The organism is Chloroflexota bacterium (genome assembly GCA_016875875.1).
Taxonomy (GTDB): domain Bacteria; phylum Chloroflexota; class Dehalococcoidia; order GIF9; family UBA5629; genus 9FT-COMBO-48-23.
This window is the reverse complement of record VGOP01000003.1, coordinates 20,960-41,064: the sequence shown is the minus strand read 5'-3', so window position 1 is coordinate 41,064 and position 20,105 is coordinate 20,960. Positions and strand designations below refer to the sequence as shown.

Sequence of the window (20,105 nt, the reverse complement as noted above, 5' to 3'; positions counted from 1 at the left end):
TAGCAGGTCTTCCAGGAAATGCCAGATTTCGGAGAGGTGCGTGAGGATAAAAATCACGAGTATTATACCTAAAATAGTTAGTGCGCAGCCGAACCATCTCATGCCTTTTGCTCTTGCCCTTTCTTAATAGTCAGGTCTGTGCCCCGCCCCGGGCTATTGTACCACTTTCAAATTTATCGTTACCAAAGGTTCTTTTATTTTTTATGTATAACGTAAATGTCCGCCTCCAGCATTGCTCCATCTTTGTAAAAGTGATGGCTGAAATAGATATTTCCTTCATTGTCAACGGATGATTCGCCGGCAAACTGTGAAACGATTAATTCCGGCTCCTGCCATTCGTTATTTACTCTCTTTGACCTGAAGATAGCCGGTGAGCCCATGTAGGTTCTCGTGAACCAGAGTTCATTGCCATCCTGTGTTAAAGACGGCCAGCCATCCGTTTCAGGGCTGTTGACTATGCCTATATTCTGTGGGGGAAGCCATTCGCCATTTTCTTTCTTCGAGACCCAGATATCGTATTGTCCTTTGCCTCCGGCTCTTGGGGAATGGAAATAAAGCTCATTGCCGTCCGCGGTAATATGAAGTTCTCCAACTTCATAATCAGGGTCAAAATCTGCGTTTGTCCAGTTTTTCCATTTCCCGTCTATATAATCGGCTGTGAACCAGTGTAAACCTGTGTACCCCTCTCTGGCGGTGCAAAACCACATTTTATTATCTTGCACAAACTCACATCCATCAAGGGCTAGCTTGCCCGTGTCCTGGAGCCATACTCTTGTGGGTTTTTGCCATTGCCCGTTAACTTTTTTAGACACATAAATACCGGTGACGTCGTCGATAACCTGTTTTTGCGGTGGTATCTGTGGGTCCGGAGTAAACCATACATAGAATGTGTTTCCATCCGGCATCATAAATCCGGAATCTTCGGCACCTGCCGTGTTTATGGGATAAGGCATAGGGACAGGTTGTTCGTACTCGTCGGAATGCAATACTGGTGGATAAATGTCGGTTTCTGGTGTCATTTTTGCCTGGCTCGCAGGTATTTTGCTTTCCCTGTCGATATTGGGATATTCAACGACAGGGCGTTTAGCAGGAGGCGGTTTCGCAGCAGGTTGGGTGGCAGGCGCACCAGTATTTTCGGCAGCGCACCCGCTGAGCAGAAAAAGCCCGATAACCGTGAATATCGAAATGGACAATAATTTTACTTTCATAATTTTACCTCCTTTTCGTTTTTTGGTGAGGGTAAGCTATCTGTTTATATCCTGGCGTATCTCGTCTATGCGTTTTATTGTCTCTTTAGCCTTTTGAATCAAGGCAGGGTCTTTTGACAACTCCGTGGCTTTATTGTAGCTAGCGATAGCCAGGCCCCATTCTTTTTCCTCCGTAGAGAGGCTGCCTGAATCAGCGGATGGTGGAGCCTGTGCCGTGCCGAGCTCTATTATTTTACTGTAGTCTGCGATAGCGGGGTCCCATTTTGCTTTCATGCCCAAGGCCCAGCTTTTGTTGTAACGCGACCTGTCAAGCTTTGGGTCTATAGCGATTGCTGTCTCGTAATCTGCGATCGCATGTGCCCACTGTGCCTTTTTGGCATGAGCAAAGCCCACGTTGCAATATGCCTCTGCCGGGTCTGGGTCTTGCGTCATTGCTTTTGTCAGGTCAGGAATGACTGCCAGCTCCCATTGCGGCTGCTTGACATAAAGCCAACCTCTACCTTTGAATGCCATTGCCAGGCCAACGTCGCTCTCGAAGAGAACGAACATACGGTTGTAAGACTCAAAATTCCATTGTGCCTTAATGATATAAGCCCAGCCACGGCCGTTATATGCCCTGACCAGGCTGGGGTCGAGCTCAGCGGCCTTGCTGAAATCTGAAATGGCTGCATCGTAGGCTCCGTTAGACAACTGTGCCCAACCTCGACTGTAATACGCGGCGGTATATTCGGGGTCCAACTTGACTGCCTTGGTATAGTCGGCTACTGCCATAAGGCTTTTATCCTTGAAGTAATAAGCTTGACCGCGAGCCAGGTAAGCGTTAGCAAGATTGGGGTCTAACTCTATGGCCGCGGTATATTCACTGATGGCTTCATCATAGCGTCCCTCGTTGCTAAGCGCATCACCTTTCTGGACTAGCTGCGCTGCCTGGTCTGCGGTATTATCTGGCTCTGGCATCCTGAGGCAAGCGGCGAGCAGCAATAGAATAGCGCAAGCAAGTAGAACTCCGATGGACTTATTTATCATGCTTTATTTGCTCCTGACGTAGTTTGGTTAAAATGTATCGAGACATTATACCTGGCCAATATGAATAATAAAATAGCCACCGTTTGGGGTGGTGAAAGCACAGCTTTAGTAGGGGATTCATTCAGGCTGTTGATGTGCTGAAAAGCATCTATTGTCCTTTTATTTTTTCGGGGAACTGTTTGCTGAATTTATCCAGTTTGGGAATAATCACCATGCGGCAATATGATTGTGCCGGGTTTCGATTGAAGTATTCCTGGTGATAATCCTCAGCCGGATAGAATGTCTGAAATGGTGTGACCTCGGTTACGATAGGCGATTTCCAGACATGCGCAGTATTTAGTTCCTGAATAACTTGCTCGGCTACAGCTTTTTGTTCCTCGTTGTGATAAAAGATTGCTGAGCGATACTGAGTGCCGACATCGGCTCCTTGCCTGTTTAGTGTAGTGGGGTCATGTATGGCAAAGAAAATCTGCAGGATTTGCTGGAAGGAGATTTTGTCGGGGTCGAATGTTAATTGCACTGCTTCGGCGTGTCCTGTTGTTCCGGTACAGACTTGGCCGTAAGAGGGGTTTATAGTCGTGCCGCCGGAATATCCGGATACCACATTCTCTATACCTTCAATTTCATTGAAAACTGCCTCCATACACCAGAAACAGCCTCCGGCGAGCGTTGCCACTTCCTTGCCAGCAGTCTGATTGATTCGTTCTGGCTCTATGCCCATGGCTACTTTTCTTTGGCGAAGTTGAGGGCTGCCGAGTTAATGCAGTAGCGCTTGCCTGTTGGTGGTGGGCCGTCATCGAAAACATGACCCAGGTGGGCATCGCACCTGACGCAGAGCACTTCGCTTCTGCGCATACCGAAGCTCTTATCTTCTTCCAGTGTGATATTAAAATCCGAAACAGGCTCGTAGTAGCTGGGCCACCCCGTTCCGGAATTAAATTTGGTTGTTGTCCTGAAAAGGTCTGTGTCGCAGCGCACACACTGATATATGCCGGGCTCCTTGATGTTATCGAAGGTGCAGGTGAACGGTTGCTCCGTACCCTTATTGGTGGTGATTTGATATTGCTCGGGCGTCAATATCTGTTTCCACTCTGCATTCGTCTTGCGAATCTTATCGACGTACAGTACTTTGTTTTGGCGGCTATCAAATATCTTTACTTTTTCCATCGTCAAATATAACCGTAGTAACCTAGCAGTCCTACTATAATCAGCACCCATCCGAGAATGAATACAAACGGCGCCAGAAAGCCGGCGATACCCCAGTACATCCAGATGCGCTGTCTGCGGCGAAACTGTTCTATGCTGTCCCATTTTTTGCACTGCCACGCCCATTCGTTGCCTTTAATTCCAAGGATGACCATCATGGCCAGTCCCACAAGTGGAATAGGTATTAAGGCCAGAAATGACAGCCATACCCGGTTACCTATGCCCCATATCCAGGTGAGAAAGAAAGCGCCCCAGTTCCAGCCTGTGATTTCCGGCGGCACGGCGGCTGAAAGACCCTGCCCGGATGTATTTTCAGTAGCCGGATCGCTTTTAGTATTGGTCAAATTTTGCTGCATGATGACAGTATTATACCTGAATTACTAAAGGGGGCATTCTTCAATGAAAATGGGGAAATGGACTACAAGGCTGGAGTTATACCGGCGATTCAAAGAAAGCTGCTCTGCAAAGAGCTCAACCGGCAAGGCAAGACCTCTTTGCTATTTCTTAATAACCTCGATTTCCCTACCTAGAGAATCTGCGAACTCTATGGTCACATTGTTAACCGTTGGGTCATCGGTGGTTTGAATATCAACGTTAAAGACTTGCCCTGGCAAGGCTGGGCCATGATATACATATACCGCGTATTTCACAAGGGTGTTGTCGTTCCAACAGTTCATGGTGCATATCATGCCTCTCAAGCTTCCGCGGCTGTTATTTTGTACCGTGCCTTTGATGAAGAGATGTTTTTCGTCGGTTACTGGCCCTAGGCCGAGGTCCACGTTTTCAGTCCTTCTTCCCCATTCAAGCGATTGCAGTTTCAGTGAATATGGCGATTTTTCTTGGAGTGTGATGAAAGTATTGTCCGTTGACGAGGCTTCATTTCCAGCCTTGTCCTTCGACTTTACCCGATAGTGATAGATGGTATTGGGCTCGAGGCCGCTCAAGGTGATGCTATGGTTGGTGGTCAGCTCATCAGAAGTGGCGGTTAAGCTGTATTCTGTGGTCTTGCCATACTCAACCTGGCTGCTGCTCGGCTTATTTGTTACCCAGGTAATGACAGCCCCCGCCTCAGTTTCAGATGACGTCGATACGTTTTTGATTACTGGTGGTGCGGTATCGGGGGCTGGGGGTGGTGGAGGATTGACATAAACAACCACGGACTTGCTGACAGTACCCCCGGCATTGGTGGCAGTCAAAGTACAAGCGATGGTTTTGGTTGGTGATAACTCCTTTGACCCAGTAGCAGCAACTGCCCCTATACCTTTGTCTATAGTTATGCTGGCAGCATCTTTAATGTCCCATTGTAAGGTGGTTGACTGGCCGGGATTGATCTCTGATGGGTTGGCATTGAAGAGAGTAATAGCTGGTGGCTCTGGTCGAATTGGGATAATGGCGCAAGCTGATAAGAGAGCCAAGCTACAAAGTGAAGAGAAATACCAGATGGGCTTAATTTTCGCCCTAGCCACCCGTAAACTCCAATTTGTTTGATTATACACTTAAATTAAAGCAAAAGGTAATGTCTATGGGTTTCCATACCTTACTGCTCTTCGGGACTTTGCGAACTTAATTGCCAGTTGGCTAACTCGATTGCCACCTGTTCGGCCTGCTGTATATTATGGATCAGTTCAGCATGTAGTTGGGTATATTTATCAGATTTAGCCAGGAACTTATTAAGATACTTTTGTTTTATCTTTTCATCGGAATCGGTGAGATAGGTCAGCAGTTGAGGGAAGGTATAATCTGCGGCAATGGTCTCATTCCTCAAGACCAGATATTCAGCTCCTAGTAATGCTGATTGCAGTTGACCACACAAATCTTGCCACTGGGTTAGTGTAAGTTGTTCCGCCTGTGGCTTAAATGCTTGTGATTCATTATAGGGGCTGCGTGAACAAACCTCTGTGGCGAGCTTCAAACAATTATTACATTGTAGCGAATACGTCTTGGCTACCTGCGGGGATGGCAATCGTTCGACCAGAGAGACCCAGCGTCCCGTAGCTTCCCCAATGAGCGAGTTTTTCTCAGCTATGGGCAGGCTCCCCACCGGACACACTCCTGTTGTGGGACATACTATACCGACATTGGAGAATTCATTCCACTTGAAATCCTCAAGGTCTGAAGCGATGGCCTGTGCTTGCTCGATGTATTTATTTATCTTGTGGCAGAGGTCAAAGAACTCTTTCTCTGCCTGACCCTCACGCTGATTGCAAGCCATGAATGACAGAACAATCAGGGTACCAGCTAAGATAGGATACCACTTAGGTTGCATCTTTATAATTCTACCATTTTAGGCGCTGAGGCCTAAACCAATGCCTGCTCTATTTCGTTCTATATTTAGAAATCAAAAGTGGGGGTGGCACATGACCATGAACAAAGAGCTTATCGCTATACTTGGCAGTTTCCTGTTTGTGTGTCTGGTTTTCTTTTTCTGTGCCTGGTATCTATTTTAGATAGAGAGTATCTCTTGACTGTATGTATAACTGTATCTTTTTATGGGGGGTAATGTAGCATGGATAATATTGTATGTGAACAGCCAGTAATATGGCAACCAAAGGAAATAGTTGATTTGGGTAATGGCCGCAGAATAGGGATAACAAGTGATGATGGTTATTATTTAGTCTTGTTGCCAAGTTACAAAGGATCTTGGAAACCTACTAATTGGATCCCTGCTAAGGCAGCAAAACGATTAGGTGAACTAGCTGCTATCCAAATTGCAATAGGTAACTCGTTTAGCTAATAAATCAGTTCTATTGTGGGCGCGAGGCTTTAGTGTCGCTCTGTGCGAGGCTAAAGCCTCGATACTATATTGATGAATAATCTTCCGCCTCTCACCCTTCATGTCATCTAGGAATCCCCTACACTGTCCCTCGAGCTTGGACTTTTGTGCGGTAATAATATCTTGTCCTTTCAGTCACTGAAGCTGAAAGGCGGGTAGCGGTCGGTGGTCAACAGGAAAGCGTAGACAGATACCCTCAATGACCACCGATATACACCCACTACGAAATCAAACAGGGACTTCGGATAACGACCGGTAAACAAGATAGCAAACCAGGCAATTATTACAGCCACAGAGGCGGCGATGTAGAGGAAAAGGAGAACAATGTAGTGTGGGATAGCCATAATCCATTTTACCAGGGGCAGCCAGCGGTTAAGCTCCTTGGCGTTGGGGTATGGGATATCAAGATGGACTGCTTGCTCTTCGTCGGTTGAAGGGTATTCATCTCTTAATAAAGCGAAGTAGGCGGAAACACGAGTACTAAACCGGGTTAAGGCTAGATTCCAGTCGAACCACCATTTAGGATATTTCTGCCGGAAAAGGAGCATTAGCACGATTGGCAGGACTACGAGTCCAGCCGTGCCATATTGGTAGCTCCATTCACCATCTTCCCAGCCAAAAACAGCGCCGATCATTAAGGCTAAGATGATGGCGATTGGAATTGCCACGAACGGCCTGAAGAAGGTAGTTAGCCTGTTTAGTTTCTTGTCCGGGTAATCTATAGTAAGGCTCATCGGGTAGGCAGGCGAAGCCTTCGCCATAATATAACCTCCTTATTTACGATTTTAGCTGTTAAATCAGAGCACGAGAATTGGTTTATTTTTTAGGGGGTTTGTTCCTGGTTCTCCCTTGACCATTCCCGCATTAATTTCTTTATTTGCTCGGCGAGCTTGGGGTTTGAGCGAAGTCTGTTGATGAATATCGGGCAACCTTCAAGGATGGAGTTTTCGGCAGCGGCTGCCAGGCCGGATAACAACTGCTGCATGCCGTATTGGGCTGCCCCGGGGGTGTTGGCTCCGGGTATGGAAGACTCCAGCTGCCTTCTTAGGTCATCCTCTGTTAGCCGCATGGGCAAGACGCAGCTCTTATACCAGGGGCAGGCTTTGCATTGCACTAATGCTTGGGCTTCATCCAGAACATCACTCATAGGGACATCGGCTCTCTTTTAATTCATTTGGCATAGTTTTTACTTCCACACTAATTCATTGGTATTGTCGTAGAAATTCCAGACACGGTCATATTCTGAGTTTATGGGGCAGGTCTTGGTTATGCTCCATGTTCCATTCCCTAAGTACTCAGTAGTGAAAATTGAGTCAGCCTCCTCATACTGAGGAGCGGCACAACCTCAGCCGTGCGACGGCTCGGCCGGTAGCTGTACCCGGCAATCTGGACTGAAGCTCTTGGCTATCGTTGTCACCTCTTCGGCTGTATGACGAGGTGCTTCATTTATTAGAGTACAACCTCCGGACAAAAGTAGAAGAACAATGATGGCTAGTAGATATATATACTTCATCGTCACCTCCCTTGTGTTTTGAGGCTATATAGCCCGACTGGGTTGATTATACAACTTGTGGCGATAAAAATGTAGTTGCGACACTTTAGGGTCGCATAAATTAAGGTGAGAGCGAAGCTAAAGCTTAACCTGGGGTTAGGTGTAAATGAAGCTAAAGCTACTCTTCGGACGCAGTAGTGGTGGTAAAAGTCTGATCGGCTGATACTGCTTCAAGGTTGGCCGCGTTTTTGGACTTGACTCTATAATGGTAAATAGTGTTTGGCTTAAGGCCGGTCAAAGTTACAGCATGGTCGACAACTCCGAGCGACTGGCCACCAGTTGGGTCGTGATCTGGTATGGCTGGCATAACTGAACCATAAGCCACGGTCTCACCATACTCAACCTGGGTGCTAGAGAACTCATCAGTTTTCCAGGTGATAGCAGCACTGGTTGGGCCTACATTTGCATTGTAATCTGATAATACTGGCTTTGTGGTATCTACGGTAGGCGTTGTGGTGGTGCCACCAGTGTAAGATTGGAGTAGGTCTTTTATTGTATCACCGATTGGTGTGTACAAATAAGTGAGAGCTCCAAGGCCGATAAGGAGGACAAATAACAATAGCACTAGAAACGGTCTCGACGATGACGATGATTGCCTCTTTGGCGCTGGTGGTGCCCATGCTTGTTGCTGTCCCCATCCTGGCTGTGGTCCCCAACCTGGTTGTTGCGGTGGCATTCCACCTGGCTGTGGTCCCCAACCTGGTTGTTGCGGTGGCATTCCACCTGGCTGTGGTCCCCATCCCGGTTGCTGGGGCGTGCCTCCGCCTAATGAGGCACCACAGCTCGGGCAAAACTTAGTTCCAGGGCTGACCGTGATCCTGCAATAGGGGCAAGCGAGGCTTAACTGAGCACCACAGCCACCACAAAATCGCTGACCCGGCGCAATTGGCGAACCACAATTAGGACACCTTTGTTGCATACTTTACTTCCCTACCTATTTCTGTTCCTGCTCCAAACCTCAGCTGCCTGTCTGTTTCCATTGCCACATTGTATTATCATGATTATACATCTGATGGTTTGGAGAAAGCAATAGTCAAACCGTCAATTTTTAGGATTATAAAGTGAGCCGCATTGACCTTCAGGCTAATTTTGTTTGGTGCCTTATCCGAACTGACCAAGCTACTCACCTGAGGTAACACTGTTCTTAGCTGTTATTATATAGCTTTTTCTGGATACCTCCTGACCTTCAAGATTATATAGAACGGCTGTATCAGGTATCTCGTTGTTCCAGATATCGCCTGGGAACAAGCAGAAGCAGAAACCTCCCGATTCATGATGGATTTCGCCAGTATAAACTCGAATGCTCCTATGGGGGTCTATGGCACATGGGCGTGGGGGAGAGCAGTATTTAATACAATCTTCAAAGTTGCCGTACCATTGACATGAGCACGGCATGAAGGTGGGGAAGACAAACGCAGGTCCCCCCTTTGTTAGATTCTTCAGCACCCACCCGGCTATATTCTGCCGAGAATCGCTCAGGTTTTTGATTTCTACATATTCATCGAATTCAATTATGTCATATCCCGCTTCATGGCTCTTGATATAATCCTGGCCTTTGTAGTTGATCTTAGTTATCTGCACAGGGGAGGTCAACTTCTGGTTTGTGTAGTCTGACGCTGGTTCTTCCACTGTTATAGTCCAACTACTCAAATTGGCTGCAGTAACTTTCAAATAGTAGTCACGGCCGCCTTCATAGATGTAGGCAGTGTCGCTAGAAGTACCTTTTGAGTATGAAATCCTCTTCGTAAGCACGCCTGGTTTGTCCTGTGGATATACAAGGATGTCGAAAACGGCGTATTCAGGGCGCTCAGCATTTGCTGCCCAGATAATGCGCCATTCTGTGCCAGAAACGTGAAATGGGGTTGTATCCTTACTATCTTTGCCAGTAAAAGTCTGAATGGTGCTCCATTCGGCTTCATTTTTGGTCTCTTCAGGTGGGGATGTTTCTGTCGGCGTTTGATTTTCAGTATTGGTGGGTGGTTGCGTCTTGGGCTTGGAAGCCGGTGGGGTTGGCTTCGTTAGTCCGCACGCCATAATCAGACTGGCCAGCAAAAGTGCCAATCCAATGTATAGAAGTGAAACACGCGCTGATGATGGTGCTGAATAGATGACGGACTCCTAGAGTGATTTCTTTTTATTGTGTATATATACCATAATGGTTGCGGTGATTCCAGTCAGGGCTATGAGGCCGAATATGAGTAAGTAGAGCCTCAGGTAATCAGTTTTCCAGTTAGCTTTGATCGTTTTTGGCTTATCCATGGTCACCAATGCGGTAGCTTCTTGTCCGGTAAAATCTCCGCTCCAGCCGGTGAAGATATGCTGGATTATCTTTCCTTCGGTAGAACTTGTTGAGATGGTAGCTCTTGAGCCTGAATCATACCAGCCCTCCCCCTTAGGGCTACCGTAGGGTGATTCGAGTTCGAGCGTATACTGAGTTTTGTAATTGGCCGTGTATTCGCCGCCTTGTGAAATCGTTCTCGAAATGGATTTATCGCCATCATTCCACGAGGTGAACATGAGCCTCGTTCCCTCCGTGGTGCTCACTTGTAGGGGAATATCGAAGCGATGGGCTGAGCCGGATAGCCAAGTGAACGACGTGGGCAACTCTCCTATTAAGTATGGTTCCCCGTCTGCGGTTAAGACTGTGGCGTCAGATGGAAAGTTAGCGTCGGTATGGAAGATGACATTCATAAACAGATTGATTTGACCAGAGCGATAAGGGGGTGTGTAAAGTGCAGGGTGTTGCACATTTCCCTTTGAGAAAGCTGGCAGATTAGCAAAAGGTGATACAATTTCTTCTATGGTCTTAGGATTGGCATACTCAAATATCTCCTCAGCAGAGAGTTCATAATCGCGGTTCGTGTCGGCGGCATCGAAATTACTGAACGTTTGCAGGATGTAGTGTGTGAAAACACCGTGCTCAAGCTCACGGTCTTCGAGAGAGCTTTCAGTTGGTTGACAGCCCATCAGGACTACTCGGCCATTCCGGCCAAGTTCCTTGCTGAAGGAGCCAGCATAGCAAGTGTCCAAGATGACGACGACCTTTTGTGAATTTAGTTTGTCTAGCCAGTTAGCTAGTTGCCAATCTGAAATGAAATAATCGTAGGACCCTAGATTTTGGGGAGCACTGTGTCCACAGAAATAAAACAACGCGGTGTCATCAGCACCGGACCTTTCAGCCAGCCACTGGATTGCATAATAGATGCCCACATTAGTTGCCTCACTATTTAGCAATAGCTTAATGTGGTCTTTACCAATGATAGGGGATAATTGAGCGGCCAAGTCTCGTGCATCGTCATCAGGATGTTTTACTCCTACTGGATATACGTTCCATTCCTTGTCAAATACACAGAATGGACATCGGTACTCTGTTACACCTATGATAGCGGCCCAGCATTCTGGTTTAGGCTCTTCGGCAAGTGCCGGCATGTAGAAGGCTTGAATCTGCATTACTAGTATTGCCAGAAGCAGGCTTAATGAGAAAATAAAAAGAGTTTTCTTGAACATCGTCCTATCCCAATTTACTTCGCTGTTCACTGGCTGGCCTCATTTATTTTTGTGGGGACCGTGTAGCTTTTTCTGGAGACCTCATTGCCTTGGGCATCGTACAAAACAGCTATATCGGGCTTATTGTTACTCCAGATATCGCCAGGGCCATAGTAAAAACTAAAACCTCCAGTTTCGGGATTGAACTCGTCTGTATAAACTCGTATGATTTCCCCCGGGATCAGTACGCAGGACGGGAAAGTGAACGAGGGATATATCTTGTTCCTGTTCTTTAGTACCCAGCCACTAATATCCACATAGCACTCGCTGATGTTTTTGATAACCACATATTCATCAGGCTCGACCCTTTCGTAGCATATGCCTTTTGCCGAATCTCGTGGATACACCATACCCTTGTAACGAATATAAGTTATTTGGACAGGGGAAGAGGGTGCCGTAAGGGCGTTGTCTTCTATTATAACAGTCCAGGAGCGCAGATTCTGAGCTGTGACATTAATGAAGAAATCGCGTTTATCTTCCGGAGATAAAAAATAATTGACTTCGCTGCTACTGCTACCTGGGTTGGAAACGGTCTGCCATATCGCATAGGGCGCATCTTTTTGGTAAATAACCAGTTTAAAGATGGCTGTTCCAGGGTCTTCAGCATCTATTGCCCAGGTGATGCGCCATTCTGTGCCATCTATATGGAATGTAGGTGTAGTGTAGTTTCCCTTGCCGCTGAAAGTCTCAATTGTGCGCCATTCCTCTCCATGTTCATTAGTGGCTTCGTTGAACGGAGGCGTTTCTTCTGGCGGCTTATTTTCAGTAGTAGTTGGTGGTTGTACTTGGGGTGGTGCAGGAGATGACGGAGCTGGCACTGGCTGAGCGCAAGCCACAACCAAAGTGAGTGTTAACAAGAGCAGCACTGCAAATGAGATTAAGCACCTAATAGCTGCGTTTTTCATAATAGCTTGTTATCTTTGTTCGTAAAATAACCTTCATTCCACGTTGTTCTTACAAATAGTATACGTTAGAGCGCTGCTTTACATCAATTAATCAGTTAGGTAAATAGCTAGGACTTTAGTACTTAAGATTGCATCTTGCTACAGGCTAATTACAGCCTCATGGCACAAGTGGACGTAATTTTGGTGGGAGTAACTGGGTATAGAGCTCTGCCTTCTAATCGGCCTGCTCATGGAGTAAGCTGTTCTACGACGACCTTGATCTGAGATGGGTCTCTGAGGACTATCTCCGGGACACCTGAGCCTTTGGGATATTCTTCGATTAAGCCGGTGACCTGAACACGCTTATTTAAGAAGTAAGTTTCGGGATTAGGTGGGAACTCTTTTACGAACTTCCCCCTGTCACGACCCCAAATTATGCATTTGAAATAGCCCTGATAAGGCTTATGGAAATCGAGGAAGGTAAGCTGGCTTTTTGTGTCCGCTGCATAATAAGTTCCAGCGACTATTCCCTCGACCACTCTGTGCTGACCGATATAGCTGCCTGCTTCCTTCCAGCTTATGACCCCACTGCCCACTTTTATGTATTCGACTTTTGTTTCTACGTCACTTCCCCCTGGCCCCATTATTGCCAGCGAAACGGTGTAGTTTCCGGCTGTAGTATAAGTATGGCTAGGCCCCGCCCCATTGCTGAACTGCCTATCGCCGAAGTCCCAATGCCGGCGGGTAACATCACCTGTTGATAAGTCAGTAAAGGTAACTGCCAAAGGAGCTAGCCCCTCTTCCGGACTGGCGGCAAAATCCGCTGTGGGAGGTGGTATAAGGACAGGCTCAGACTCTCGAGCGCAGCTTATCATAGGCGCAAGTAATAACAAAGCTAATAGAAAAAGCTTACGCATTGTCTGAATTTTAGCTTTAATATCGCTGAATCTCAACTATTTGTTAAGTAGATACAGATTTGCTATACTTTTTTCTTAACGTGGTTATGGCCAGCGGTGCTGGCTGTTATTTCTTTATAACTGGGCGGATACTACCCCCAGATAACAGTTACAAGCGGTGCTGATATGAAATTGTGGAGAAAGCCTTTCGATATAGCCGATAAGGCCCCTAGGCCAGTCAAGGTGCACATTGACATAGACAGATGCAAAGGATGTGGCTATTGCGCGGAATTTTGTCCTCGCGGAGTCTTGAAGATGACTGATGAGCTCAGTCCCAAGGGCTATGACATGGTCAAGGTGGTCGACGAGAGTAAATGCCTGGGTTGCGGTCTCTGCGAGGCAATATGTCCCGAGTTCGGGATTTACCCAACTACGGAAGAGAAAGAAGAAAAAGAAGTGTAGGCAACACATGCCTAAGGAGAATGTACTCTGCGGTGAATTCTTCATGAATGGCGATTTGGCTTGCGCCGAAGGGGCTATAAGTGCCGGTTGCCGTTTTTTTGCCGGCTATCCTATCACACCGGCAACCGAGGTGGCCGAGAGGATGAGCGAACGGCTTCCTCAGGTAGGCGGTGTCTTCATGCAGATGGAAGATGAGATAGCTTCCATGAACGCCGTGCTTGGGGCTTCCTGGGGGGGAGTAAAGGCGATGACTGCTACCTCAGGCCCGGGATTCAGCTTGATGATGGAGAATTTGGGCCTAGGTGTGATGCTGGAAACGCCCTGTGTCGTAGTCAATGTTCAGAGAGCAGGCCCGTCTACGGGATTACCTACCCTTGTCGCACAGGGGGACATGATGCAGGCCAGGTGGGGTGCTCACGGACACTACGAAATCATCGCTCTTGTTCCTGATTCTCCACAGGAGATGTTCGACTTCACCATTACGGCATTTAATTTATCTGAGAAATACCGGGTACCTGTACTGCTCATGGCTGATGAGGCGGTGGGTCATATGAGTGAAAAGGTTGTCATGCAACGGATCAGCCAAAAAGAGTTGGTCAACAGACCACGCCCTAAGGTAGCCCCGGAAGAGTACTTGCCATATGATTCCAAGGAGGGGCTTGTGCCTCCGATGGCTATAGCCGGTGAGGGGTATCGCTTCCATGTTACCGGCCTGACCCATGACGAAAGAGGCTATCCGGTAATGACCGCAGAGGCTCAGGACAGATTGGTGCGACGGCTCGTGGATAAAATACGGCTAAATGCCAAAGACATAATAAGGTATGAAGAGGTAAATGTTGATGATGCTGAGGTCATCGTGGTTAGCTATGGCATATCCGCCCGTATTGCTAGATATGCGGTTCAGAAGGCAAGAGACCAAGGGATAAAGGCTGGCTTGCTACGGCTGATAACAGTTTGGCCTTTTGTTGAAGACCGCATTAGAAAGCTAGCACCCAAAGTTAAAGCCTTTGTCGTCCCAGAGATAAACTATGGGCAAATAGTTAGGGAAGTGGAGCGGTGTGCTGCAGGCAAAGCTAAGGCTAGGCTGGTGCCCCATATGGGTGGCGGCGTGCACCTTCCCGAGACGATTCTAGAGGCTATACGAGAGGAAGCCAGATGATGAAGATGCTGACAGTAGATACAAATCCTATAGACTGCTATCTGAGAATAGACAGGATACCGCACATTTGGTGTGCTGGCTGTGGCATTGGACCAGCGACCGGATGTTTTATCAGGGCTATTGACCGTGCTGGGCTGAATCCAGATAAAGTATCTGTGGTTTCCGGAATCGGCTGCTCGGGTAGAGTAGCCGGCTACATTAAGCTGGACTCTTTTCATACCACACACGGTCGGGCTCTCCCCTTCGCTACCGGCCTCAAACTGGCAAATCCGGAATTGAATGTAGTGGTCTTTTCAGGAGATGGTGACATTGTGGCCATTGGAGGTAACCATCTTATTCATTCTGCCCGCCGTAATATCGATATGACTGTCATTTGTATAAATAATTTCAATTACGGTATGACCGGTGGCCAGGTGGGGCCGACGACGCCACTCGAGGCTCGAAGTGCCACTTCACCATATGGCAACTTCGAGTATCCTTTTAACTTGCCTTACCTGGTTGCTGCCAGTGGTGCTACATATGTTGCCAGATGGACAGTGTTGCATTTGCGAGAACTGGAAAGGTCAATCGCTGAAGCTTTGGCCAAACCAGGTTTTAGCTTTATAGAGGTGCTCAGCCCCTGCCCTACTGTCTACGGGCGTCAAAATAAATTGCCACGTGGCCTAGATGAAATGCGCAGCTATCAAGAGAGAAGTATCATCCGCGATGGGGCTGACCCAAAAGACGTTGAGCTATCTCTAAATGGCCCCATTGTGGTAGGTAAATTTGTTGATATAGAACGGCCTACTTTGTGGGATTGCTACCAGCAGATGCTTGGCAGAGCAAGCAAGCCGAAAAAACGATAGCGGGCGCGAGGCGGATGATTCGGGAGGGATTGCTTGGAGAAAGGGACTTGAGCAGAATAGAAGTAAGATTAAGCGGTACTGGCGGACAGGGGATAGTGCTTGCCGGTCAAATTCTGGGGCAGGCGGTTTCATTATACGAGAAAGAGAGATTTGCCACCCTTACTCAAAGCTACGGCCCAGAAGCACGGGGTGGCTCCTGCAGTGCTGAAGTGGTGGTCTCTGATGAGCCTGTAGGCTATCCATACGTGGCAAGCCCACAGGTGCTGGTTATTATGTCACAAGAGGCCTATAACAAGTACACGCCAAATCTCGGGCCAGAGGCACTGGTTATTATAGACCCAGACATGGTAAAACCAAACACCTCCCGGAACTTTAAGATACTTTCTATACCGGCCACCAATCTCGCCCGCGAGATGGGAAGGGTGGTAGTAGCCAATATCATCATGCTTGGATTCCTCGCAGCAGTCAGCGATGTAGTTTCTTCTGAAGCATTAAAAAAATCAATTCTGGCGACTGTGCCCAAAGGCACGGGAGAATTTAACATCAAAGCTTTCACGCTGGGGTATGAATACAAACTGAAGCATTGAAAGAAAAGCTAGGCATAGTATCGATGGCAAGGGGTGTTGCAGTAATTGGTAATAGCGTTGGTGCAGCCCAGTGTGCTTTGAATCTAGTCCAAATGGGCGCTGAGGTTAGCCTCATTGTCTCTACCAAGGCATTGAGTTTAGACGGTAATGGAAGTAGCCGCTCGCAAGATGCTTCTGCTAATGAACAATTCCGCATTTGGCCACTGTTACTCAGGGCAGCCACTCATCCCGGGGTTAAGCTTTACACTAACTCTTGTGTGGAAGCTGTAACCAAGAAGCGGGGACAATTTAATCTAAAGGTGAAAAAACTGCCCCGATATGTTGATGAGAAATTGTGCACTAGTTGTGGCCAATGTCAGGAAGCATGCCCAGTCAAAATACCGTTTTCCCACGGTAGTTTGACCCTTGCACACGGCGCTATCCATGCACCACTGGTAGGGATTCAGTCAATACCGGCAGCTTACTCCATAGATAAAAACGACACCGCCCCTTGCCGGGCAGCTTGTCCCCTCGGTATCAATGTGCCCGGTTTCATCTGTCTTTTGGCTAAAGGTAAGGCGGACGAAGCTCTAAATCTCATCAACGAAGCTGCACCGTTAGCTGGGATACTCGGACGGGTATGCAGTCATCCATGCGAAGATGATTGTCAGCGGGCTAAAGTCGATAGCCCCGTGTTCATTCAGGCCCTGCATCGCTATGCTGCGGATAATGCATCTGGCAGCATTAATTACAACCGCAGAAGCCAAGTCAAACCCAGAGAAGAAAAAATAGCCATTGTTGGCAGCGGGCCATCTGGGCTGGCAGCAGCCTGGGAACTGGCCAGACGAGGATATATGCCCACTATATTTGAGTCCCATGCGGTGGTTGGTGGCATGCTGGCTACAGGTATTCCTCGGTTCCGTCTTCCCCGCGAGGTGCGAGAGAGGGAGGTAGAGGCAGTTAAGGCTATGGGCGTGGATATAAAGACAGGTGTAATCGTAGGTCGAGACATAACGCTCTCCGACCTGAGGGAACAAGGTTACCGGGCTTTTTATTTGGCTATAGGTGCTGGTTTAAATAATAAACTGAATATCCCCGGTGAAGACCTCGAAGGTGTTGTCGACGTAATCTCAATGCTCTTTGCGCTCAATTTGAAGGTAGGTGCTACTGTCGGTTCTAATGTGGTGGTAATTGGTGGTGGCAACAGTGCTGTGGATTCAGCAAGGGCAGTGAAGAGACGGAGTAAAGGCACTGTGCGAATACTTTATCGGCGTACGTCAGAAGAAATGACCGCCATAAAAGATCATGTCGAGGAAGCTCTTGAAGAAGGCGTGCTGATTGATTATCTTACTGTCCCTGTTGAAATCATCGGAGATGGGGCCAAGGTTACAGGCATACGCTGCCAGCGGATGAAACTGGGGAAGGTCGATGCTACCGGCCGACGCCAACCTGTGCCCATTGAGGGCTCGGAGTTTACCATTGATGCTGACCATGTGGTTGTGGCTATAGGACAGCGACCAAGTACAGGGCTACTAAGATTAAAGGATATCAAGCTCAATGACGATGCAACTATAAGTGTGGATCCATTAACACTTCAGACCAACATACCTGATATCTTTGCCGGTGGTGATTGTATCACCGGCCCTAACACTGTTGTTGAAGCTATGGCTGCCGGTCTCCGAGCTGCGGAGTCAATAGACAGGTATCTCGGCGGACGTGACCTGAGGAAAGACCGCAGCCTAGAGAGCCCTGAGCCGGTTGAGGTCGATATTAAGGAGAGATATGTCTCGCCCCAAAAGCGTACTAAGATGCCCACGCTTCCCCATGCTGATAGGATGGGCAGTTTCGAGGAAACTAACAGAGGGCTGTCTGCGGAGGTATCAAAGCTGGAGGCTGAACGCTGTCTTAGCTGTGCCTTCTGTAGTGGTTGTCTGGAATGTGAGCGTGTATGCCAGGTAAGTGCAGTCTCCCATAAGGATACTATCGAGTCGGTGAAAATAGAAGCTGGAGCTGTAGTTAATTTTATTTCTAACAGTGGCACGGCTGACCTGTCTCAGTCTGAGGCTGGGCAAGGCAGAACTCTTCAGATTTCCGACCCAGGTATATTCGTTGTAGAAGCTGAAAGCGACGGAGATTTATGGGATGAACTTAGTCGTGCTTCAGCAATTGCACTGGATATAGCACAAGAGTTGAAGCTAAGAGAGAAGACTGTCCCAACTGGTGCAGATGCCGAGGGGAATCATGACGGCCGCTTGAATTTCGAGCCAGAAACGATGGGGCTGGTCGGTGTTGGCGATGAGCGTACTGGTGTAGTCCTGTGTCGCTGTGGCGGCAGCATCAGTTCTATAATTAACCTTTCTGAGGTGGTCAGTGAAATACAACGCCTTCCTGGCGTTTCTTGTGTCCAGGAGTTATCTCAGATATGCACTGAATATGGAGCACAAGAGATTAAGACTTTGGCCGCAGAAGAGCAACTAAGCAGGCTGGTCGTAGCCGCTTGTCGGTGTTGCAATCTGGAACAGGTCTGCTTCAGTTGCACTGAACAGCGAGTAAGGTGTCAAGGATATTTGAGCCGATACTTGGGTGCAGATCACAGTACAGTTGTGGAATTTGTTAATATTCGCGAGCAATGCGCCTGGGTGCATAGCGACAATCCAGCGGAGGCTACTCATAAGGCTATAGAGATAGTCAGCTCAGGGGTTGTTCGGGCTCAAGACACCTTGCCGGTGATACTGAAGGGACGCCCTATTACCGAAGGCGCGTTGGTGATAAGCACCGGGCTTTCCGGTCTGGCAACCGCAATAGGCCTGGCATCTCAGGCTTATTCGGTAGCCCTCATATACAAGTCAGAATTAAAGAGAAAAAAGGGAAAGCAACCCAACGAATACCTCGAAAAAGAAGCTAGTCTGTTAAAGGAGCTTGTAAAACTGGGCATATCTGTCATGACATGGCCCCGAACATTAAGGCTTGATGGTGTGCCCGGAAACTATGAAGCTATCCTTGAGTACCCATCGGAGACAGCTAATATCAAAGCCGGTGCAGTGATAGTGGATACTGGAGCGTTGGATAAAATACTTGCTCAGGCTGATGCCACTTTCAAGACAAGTCTCGTCGGCCGTATTCTGGCGTGGAATACTCACCTGGACAATAGGGTAATTTTAGGTTTTACCTTACGAGAATTCGCTATCGGAGACCCCACCGGTATATTTATCGTGTCGTCAAGCGCATTGGAGTCACCTGAGAAACAGGTTATTATGGGACGGGCAATGGCAGCTAGAGTCTCAAGTTATTTGAGCCAGGGCATGCTAAGACCGCGGGTTACTGCGGTTGATATCGATAGACAGCTGTGCCGTGGCTGTGGTGATTGTGCTGCGGTGTGTCCTTATATAGAGATGAAAATTTGTGACTTAGGCACTGCTTATGCTGTTATTAACCCGATGCTGTGCCTGGGTTGCGGAGCTTGTATCACCTCATGTCCTACCGGTGCTATAACTCAGCTTGTGCAAAACGATTTAAGCATAATTAGTACGCTCGAAGCCCAGTTGAAAAAATCTAGCAAGGTTGGTGTGGCAACATGAGCCGAACCAACGCCGACATCGTGGTTTTTACTTGTAACTGGGACGGCCTTAGCTGCATTGAGGCAGCGGCAAAAAGCCGTCTTAACTATCCGCCATTGGTAAAGGTGGTTAGGGTGAGTTGTCTTTCTCGTGTGCACTCAGGTCTGATCCTTAAGGCTTTTGAGCTGGGAGCGGGTGGGGTGATGCTCTTAGGATGTGAATCGGATGGTTGTTACTACGAGAAGGATGACAAGTTTAATGTCAAAGAGTATGAAAGGACGCGCGGAGTATTAGGGTTGTTGGGCTTGGGGTTGAAAAAGCTCAAACTTACCCGTTTACCCCGAGGTGACGGTGCTGGCTTTGTGAAACAGGTGAAGAACTTTATAGCCGAAATAGAGCAGGCTCAATGATAGGATATACAAGCA

21 protein-coding genes are annotated in these 20,105 nt (G+C 47.8%); 7 read left to right on the top strand and 14 right to left on the bottom strand.

The features are described from left to right. Positions 1-194 precede the first annotated feature (194 nt). From FJ023_02940 to FJ023_02910, 7 genes are all read right to left on the bottom strand, one after another. On the bottom strand, positions 195-1,208 hold the full coding sequence (locus FJ023_02940; protein MBM4446293.1) for a hypothetical protein: 1,014 nt from the start codon (positions 1,206-1,208) through the stop codon (positions 195-197). A 36-nt stretch (positions 1,209-1,244) separates the two neighbouring features. After that, on the bottom strand, positions 1,245-2,234 hold the full coding sequence (locus FJ023_02935) for a tetratricopeptide repeat protein (protein ID MBM4446292.1): 990 nt from the start codon (positions 2,232-2,234) through the stop codon (positions 1,245-1,247). Between the two features lie 148 nt (positions 2,235-2,382). Continuing rightward, entirely contained in the window at positions 2,383-2,955 is a 573-nt protein-coding gene (gene msrA, locus FJ023_02930; GenBank protein MBM4446291.1) for a peptide-methionine (S)-S-oxide reductase MsrA, read from the bottom strand. Between the two features lie 2 nt (positions 2,956-2,957). After that, a complete protein-coding gene (gene msrB, locus FJ023_02925) occupies positions 2,958-3,401 on the bottom strand; it encodes a peptide-methionine (R)-S-oxide reductase MsrB (GenBank protein MBM4446290.1) in 444 nt (147 codons plus the stop codon). A gap of 2 nt (positions 3,402-3,403) precedes the next feature. Then, positions 3,404-3,784: a ribonuclease G gene (locus FJ023_02920; GenBank protein MBM4446289.1), complete on the bottom strand. Its 381-nt coding sequence runs from the start codon at positions 3,782-3,784 to the stop codon at positions 3,404-3,406. A gap of 153 nt (positions 3,785-3,937) precedes the next feature. After that, positions 3,938-4,936 (bottom strand): hypothetical protein, encoded by a 999-nt coding sequence (locus FJ023_02915; protein MBM4446288.1) that lies wholly within the window; start codon positions 4,934-4,936, stop codon positions 3,938-3,940. A 41-nt stretch (positions 4,937-4,977) separates the two neighbouring features. Further along, the gene (locus FJ023_02910; GenBank protein MBM4446287.1) at positions 4,978-5,706 is read right to left on the bottom strand and encodes a hypothetical protein; all 729 of its coding nucleotides are present in this window, start codon (positions 5,704-5,706) and stop codon (positions 4,978-4,980) included. A gap of 240 nt (positions 5,707-5,946) precedes the next feature. Between FJ023_02910 and FJ023_02905 the strand changes: the two genes are divergently transcribed. After that, positions 5,947-6,174, top strand: coding sequence for a hypothetical protein (locus FJ023_02905; protein MBM4446286.1), 228 nt, complete (start codon positions 5,947-5,949; stop codon positions 6,172-6,174). 170 nt (positions 6,175-6,344) lie between these two features. Here FJ023_02905 and FJ023_02900 read toward each other — a convergent pair whose 3' ends face one another. The 7 genes from FJ023_02900 to FJ023_02870 all read right to left on the bottom strand — a co-directional run bounded on the left by FJ023_02900 (position 6,345) and on the right by FJ023_02870 (position 13,112). After that, positions 6,345-6,974, bottom strand: a complete 630-nt coding sequence (locus FJ023_02900; GenBank protein ID MBM4446285.1) for a DUF4389 domain-containing protein — start codon at positions 6,972-6,974, stop codon at positions 6,345-6,347. Positions 6,975-7,036: 62 nt separating this feature from the next. Next, positions 7,037-7,360: a hypothetical protein gene (locus FJ023_02895; protein MBM4446284.1), complete on the bottom strand. Its 324-nt coding sequence runs from the start codon at positions 7,358-7,360 to the stop codon at positions 7,037-7,039. A 523-nt stretch (positions 7,361-7,883) separates the two neighbouring features. After that, on the bottom strand, positions 7,884-8,684 hold the full coding sequence (locus FJ023_02890; GenBank protein MBM4446283.1) for a zinc-ribbon domain-containing protein: 801 nt from the start codon (positions 8,682-8,684) through the stop codon (positions 7,884-7,886). Between the two features lie 200 nt (positions 8,685-8,884). Next, the gene (locus FJ023_02885; protein ID MBM4446282.1) at positions 8,885-9,799 is read right to left on the bottom strand and encodes a lamin tail domain-containing protein; all 915 of its coding nucleotides are present in this window, start codon (positions 9,797-9,799) and stop codon (positions 8,885-8,887) included. Between the two features lie 84 nt (positions 9,800-9,883). Then, entirely contained in the window at positions 9,884-11,302 is a 1,419-nt protein-coding gene (locus tag FJ023_02880; GenBank protein MBM4446281.1) for a hypothetical protein, read from the bottom strand. Further along, on the bottom strand, positions 11,299-11,661 hold the full coding sequence (locus tag FJ023_02875) for a lamin tail domain-containing protein (protein MBM4446280.1): 363 nt from the start codon (positions 11,659-11,661) through the stop codon (positions 11,299-11,301). Before FJ023_02875 ends, FJ023_02880 begins: the two co-directional genes overlap by 4 nt. A 782-nt stretch (positions 11,662-12,443) precedes the next feature. Further along, positions 12,444-13,112 (bottom strand): PKD domain-containing protein, encoded by a 669-nt coding sequence (locus FJ023_02870; GenBank protein MBM4446279.1) that lies wholly within the window; start codon positions 13,110-13,112, stop codon positions 12,444-12,446. A 165-nt stretch (positions 13,113-13,277) separates the two neighbouring features. Here FJ023_02870 and FJ023_02865 point away from each other — a divergent pair, with 165 nt between their 5' ends. From FJ023_02865 to FJ023_02840, 6 genes are read left to right on the top strand one after another with little or no spacing between them, the layout of a single operon-like run. Next, positions 13,278-13,553, top strand: a complete 276-nt coding sequence (locus tag FJ023_02865; GenBank protein ID MBM4446278.1) for a 4Fe-4S dicluster domain-containing protein — start codon at positions 13,278-13,280, stop codon at positions 13,551-13,553. A 7-nt stretch (positions 13,554-13,560) separates the two neighbouring features. After that, positions 13,561-14,712, top strand: a complete 1,152-nt coding sequence (locus FJ023_02860) for a 2-oxoacid:acceptor oxidoreductase subunit alpha (GenBank protein MBM4446277.1) — start codon at positions 13,561-13,563, stop codon at positions 14,710-14,712. A 5-nt stretch (positions 14,713-14,717) separates the two neighbouring features. Next, entirely contained in the window at positions 14,718-15,557 is an 840-nt protein-coding gene (locus FJ023_02855) for a 2-oxoacid:ferredoxin oxidoreductase subunit beta (GenBank protein MBM4446276.1), read from the top strand. 14 nt (positions 15,558-15,571) lie between these two features. Further along, positions 15,572-16,144 (top strand): pyruvate ferredoxin oxidoreductase, encoded by a 573-nt coding sequence (locus FJ023_02850; protein ID MBM4446275.1) that lies wholly within the window; start codon positions 15,572-15,574, stop codon positions 16,142-16,144. A 23-nt stretch (positions 16,145-16,167) separates the two neighbouring features. Next, positions 16,168-19,701 (top strand): 4Fe-4S dicluster domain-containing protein, encoded by a 3,534-nt coding sequence (locus tag FJ023_02845; protein ID MBM4446274.1) that lies wholly within the window; start codon positions 16,168-16,170, stop codon positions 19,699-19,701. Then, positions 19,698-20,090, top strand: coding sequence for a hydrogenase iron-sulfur subunit (locus FJ023_02840; protein MBM4446273.1), 393 nt, complete (start codon positions 19,698-19,700; stop codon positions 20,088-20,090). The genes FJ023_02845 and FJ023_02840 overlap by 4 nt, the downstream gene beginning before the upstream one ends. Positions 20,091-20,105: the final 15 nt, after the last annotated feature.

Excerpts from the sequence above, each read along its gene's own strand:
- FJ023_02840 (MBM4446273.1), top strand. The coding sequence starts at position 19,698 with ATGAGCCGAACCAACGCCGACATCGTGGTTTTTACTTGTAACTGGGAC.
- FJ023_02855 (MBM4446276.1), top strand. The coding sequence starts at position 14,718 with ATGCTGACAGTAGATACAAATCCTATAGACTGCTATCTGAGAATAGAC.
- msrA (MBM4446291.1), bottom strand. The coding sequence starts at position 2,955 with ATGGGCATAGAGCCAGAACGAATCAATCAGACTGCTGGCAAGGAAGTG.
- FJ023_02850 (MBM4446275.1), top strand. The coding sequence starts at position 15,572 with ATGATTCGGGAGGGATTGCTTGGAGAAAGGGACTTGAGCAGAATAGAA.
- FJ023_02845 (MBM4446274.1), top strand. The coding sequence starts at position 16,168 with ATGGCAAGGGGTGTTGCAGTAATTGGTAATAGCGTTGGTGCAGCCCAG.
- FJ023_02860 (MBM4446277.1), top strand. The coding sequence starts at position 13,561 with ATGCCTAAGGAGAATGTACTCTGCGGTGAATTCTTCATGAATGGCGAT.
- FJ023_02885 (MBM4446282.1), bottom strand. The coding sequence starts at position 9,799 with ATGGCGTGCGGACTAACGAAGCCAACCCCACCGGCTTCCAAGCCCAAG.
- msrB (MBM4446290.1), bottom strand. The coding sequence starts at position 3,401 with ATGGAAAAAGTAAAGATATTTGATAGCCGCCAAAACAAAGTACTGTAC.
- FJ023_02935 (MBM4446292.1), bottom strand. The coding sequence starts at position 2,234 with ATGATAAATAAGTCCATCGGAGTTCTACTTGCTTGCGCTATTCTATTG.
- FJ023_02905 (MBM4446286.1), top strand. The coding sequence starts at position 5,947 with ATGGATAATATTGTATGTGAACAGCCAGTAATATGGCAACCAAAGGAA.
- FJ023_02940 (MBM4446293.1), bottom strand. The coding sequence starts at position 1,208 with ATGAAAGTAAAATTATTGTCCATTTCGATATTCACGGTTATCGGGCTT.
- FJ023_02870 (MBM4446279.1), bottom strand. The coding sequence starts at position 13,112 with ATGCGTAAGCTTTTTCTATTAGCTTTGTTATTACTTGCGCCTATGATA.
- FJ023_02890 (MBM4446283.1), bottom strand. The coding sequence starts at position 8,684 with ATGCAACAAAGGTGTCCTAATTGTGGTTCGCCAATTGCGCCGGGTCAG.
- FJ023_02895 (MBM4446284.1), bottom strand. The coding sequence starts at position 7,360 with ATGAGTGATGTTCTGGATGAAGCCCAAGCATTAGTGCAATGCAAAGCC.
- FJ023_02875 (MBM4446280.1), bottom strand. The coding sequence starts at position 11,661 with ATGGTGTATCCACGAGATTCGGCAAAAGGCATATGCTACGAAAGGGTC.
- FJ023_02865 (MBM4446278.1), top strand. The coding sequence starts at position 13,278 with ATGAAATTGTGGAGAAAGCCTTTCGATATAGCCGATAAGGCCCCTAGG.
- FJ023_02900 (MBM4446285.1), bottom strand. The coding sequence starts at position 6,974 with ATGGCGAAGGCTTCGCCTGCCTACCCGATGAGCCTTACTATAGATTAC.
- FJ023_02910 (MBM4446287.1), bottom strand. The coding sequence starts at position 5,706 with ATGCAACCTAAGTGGTATCCTATCTTAGCTGGTACCCTGATTGTTCTG.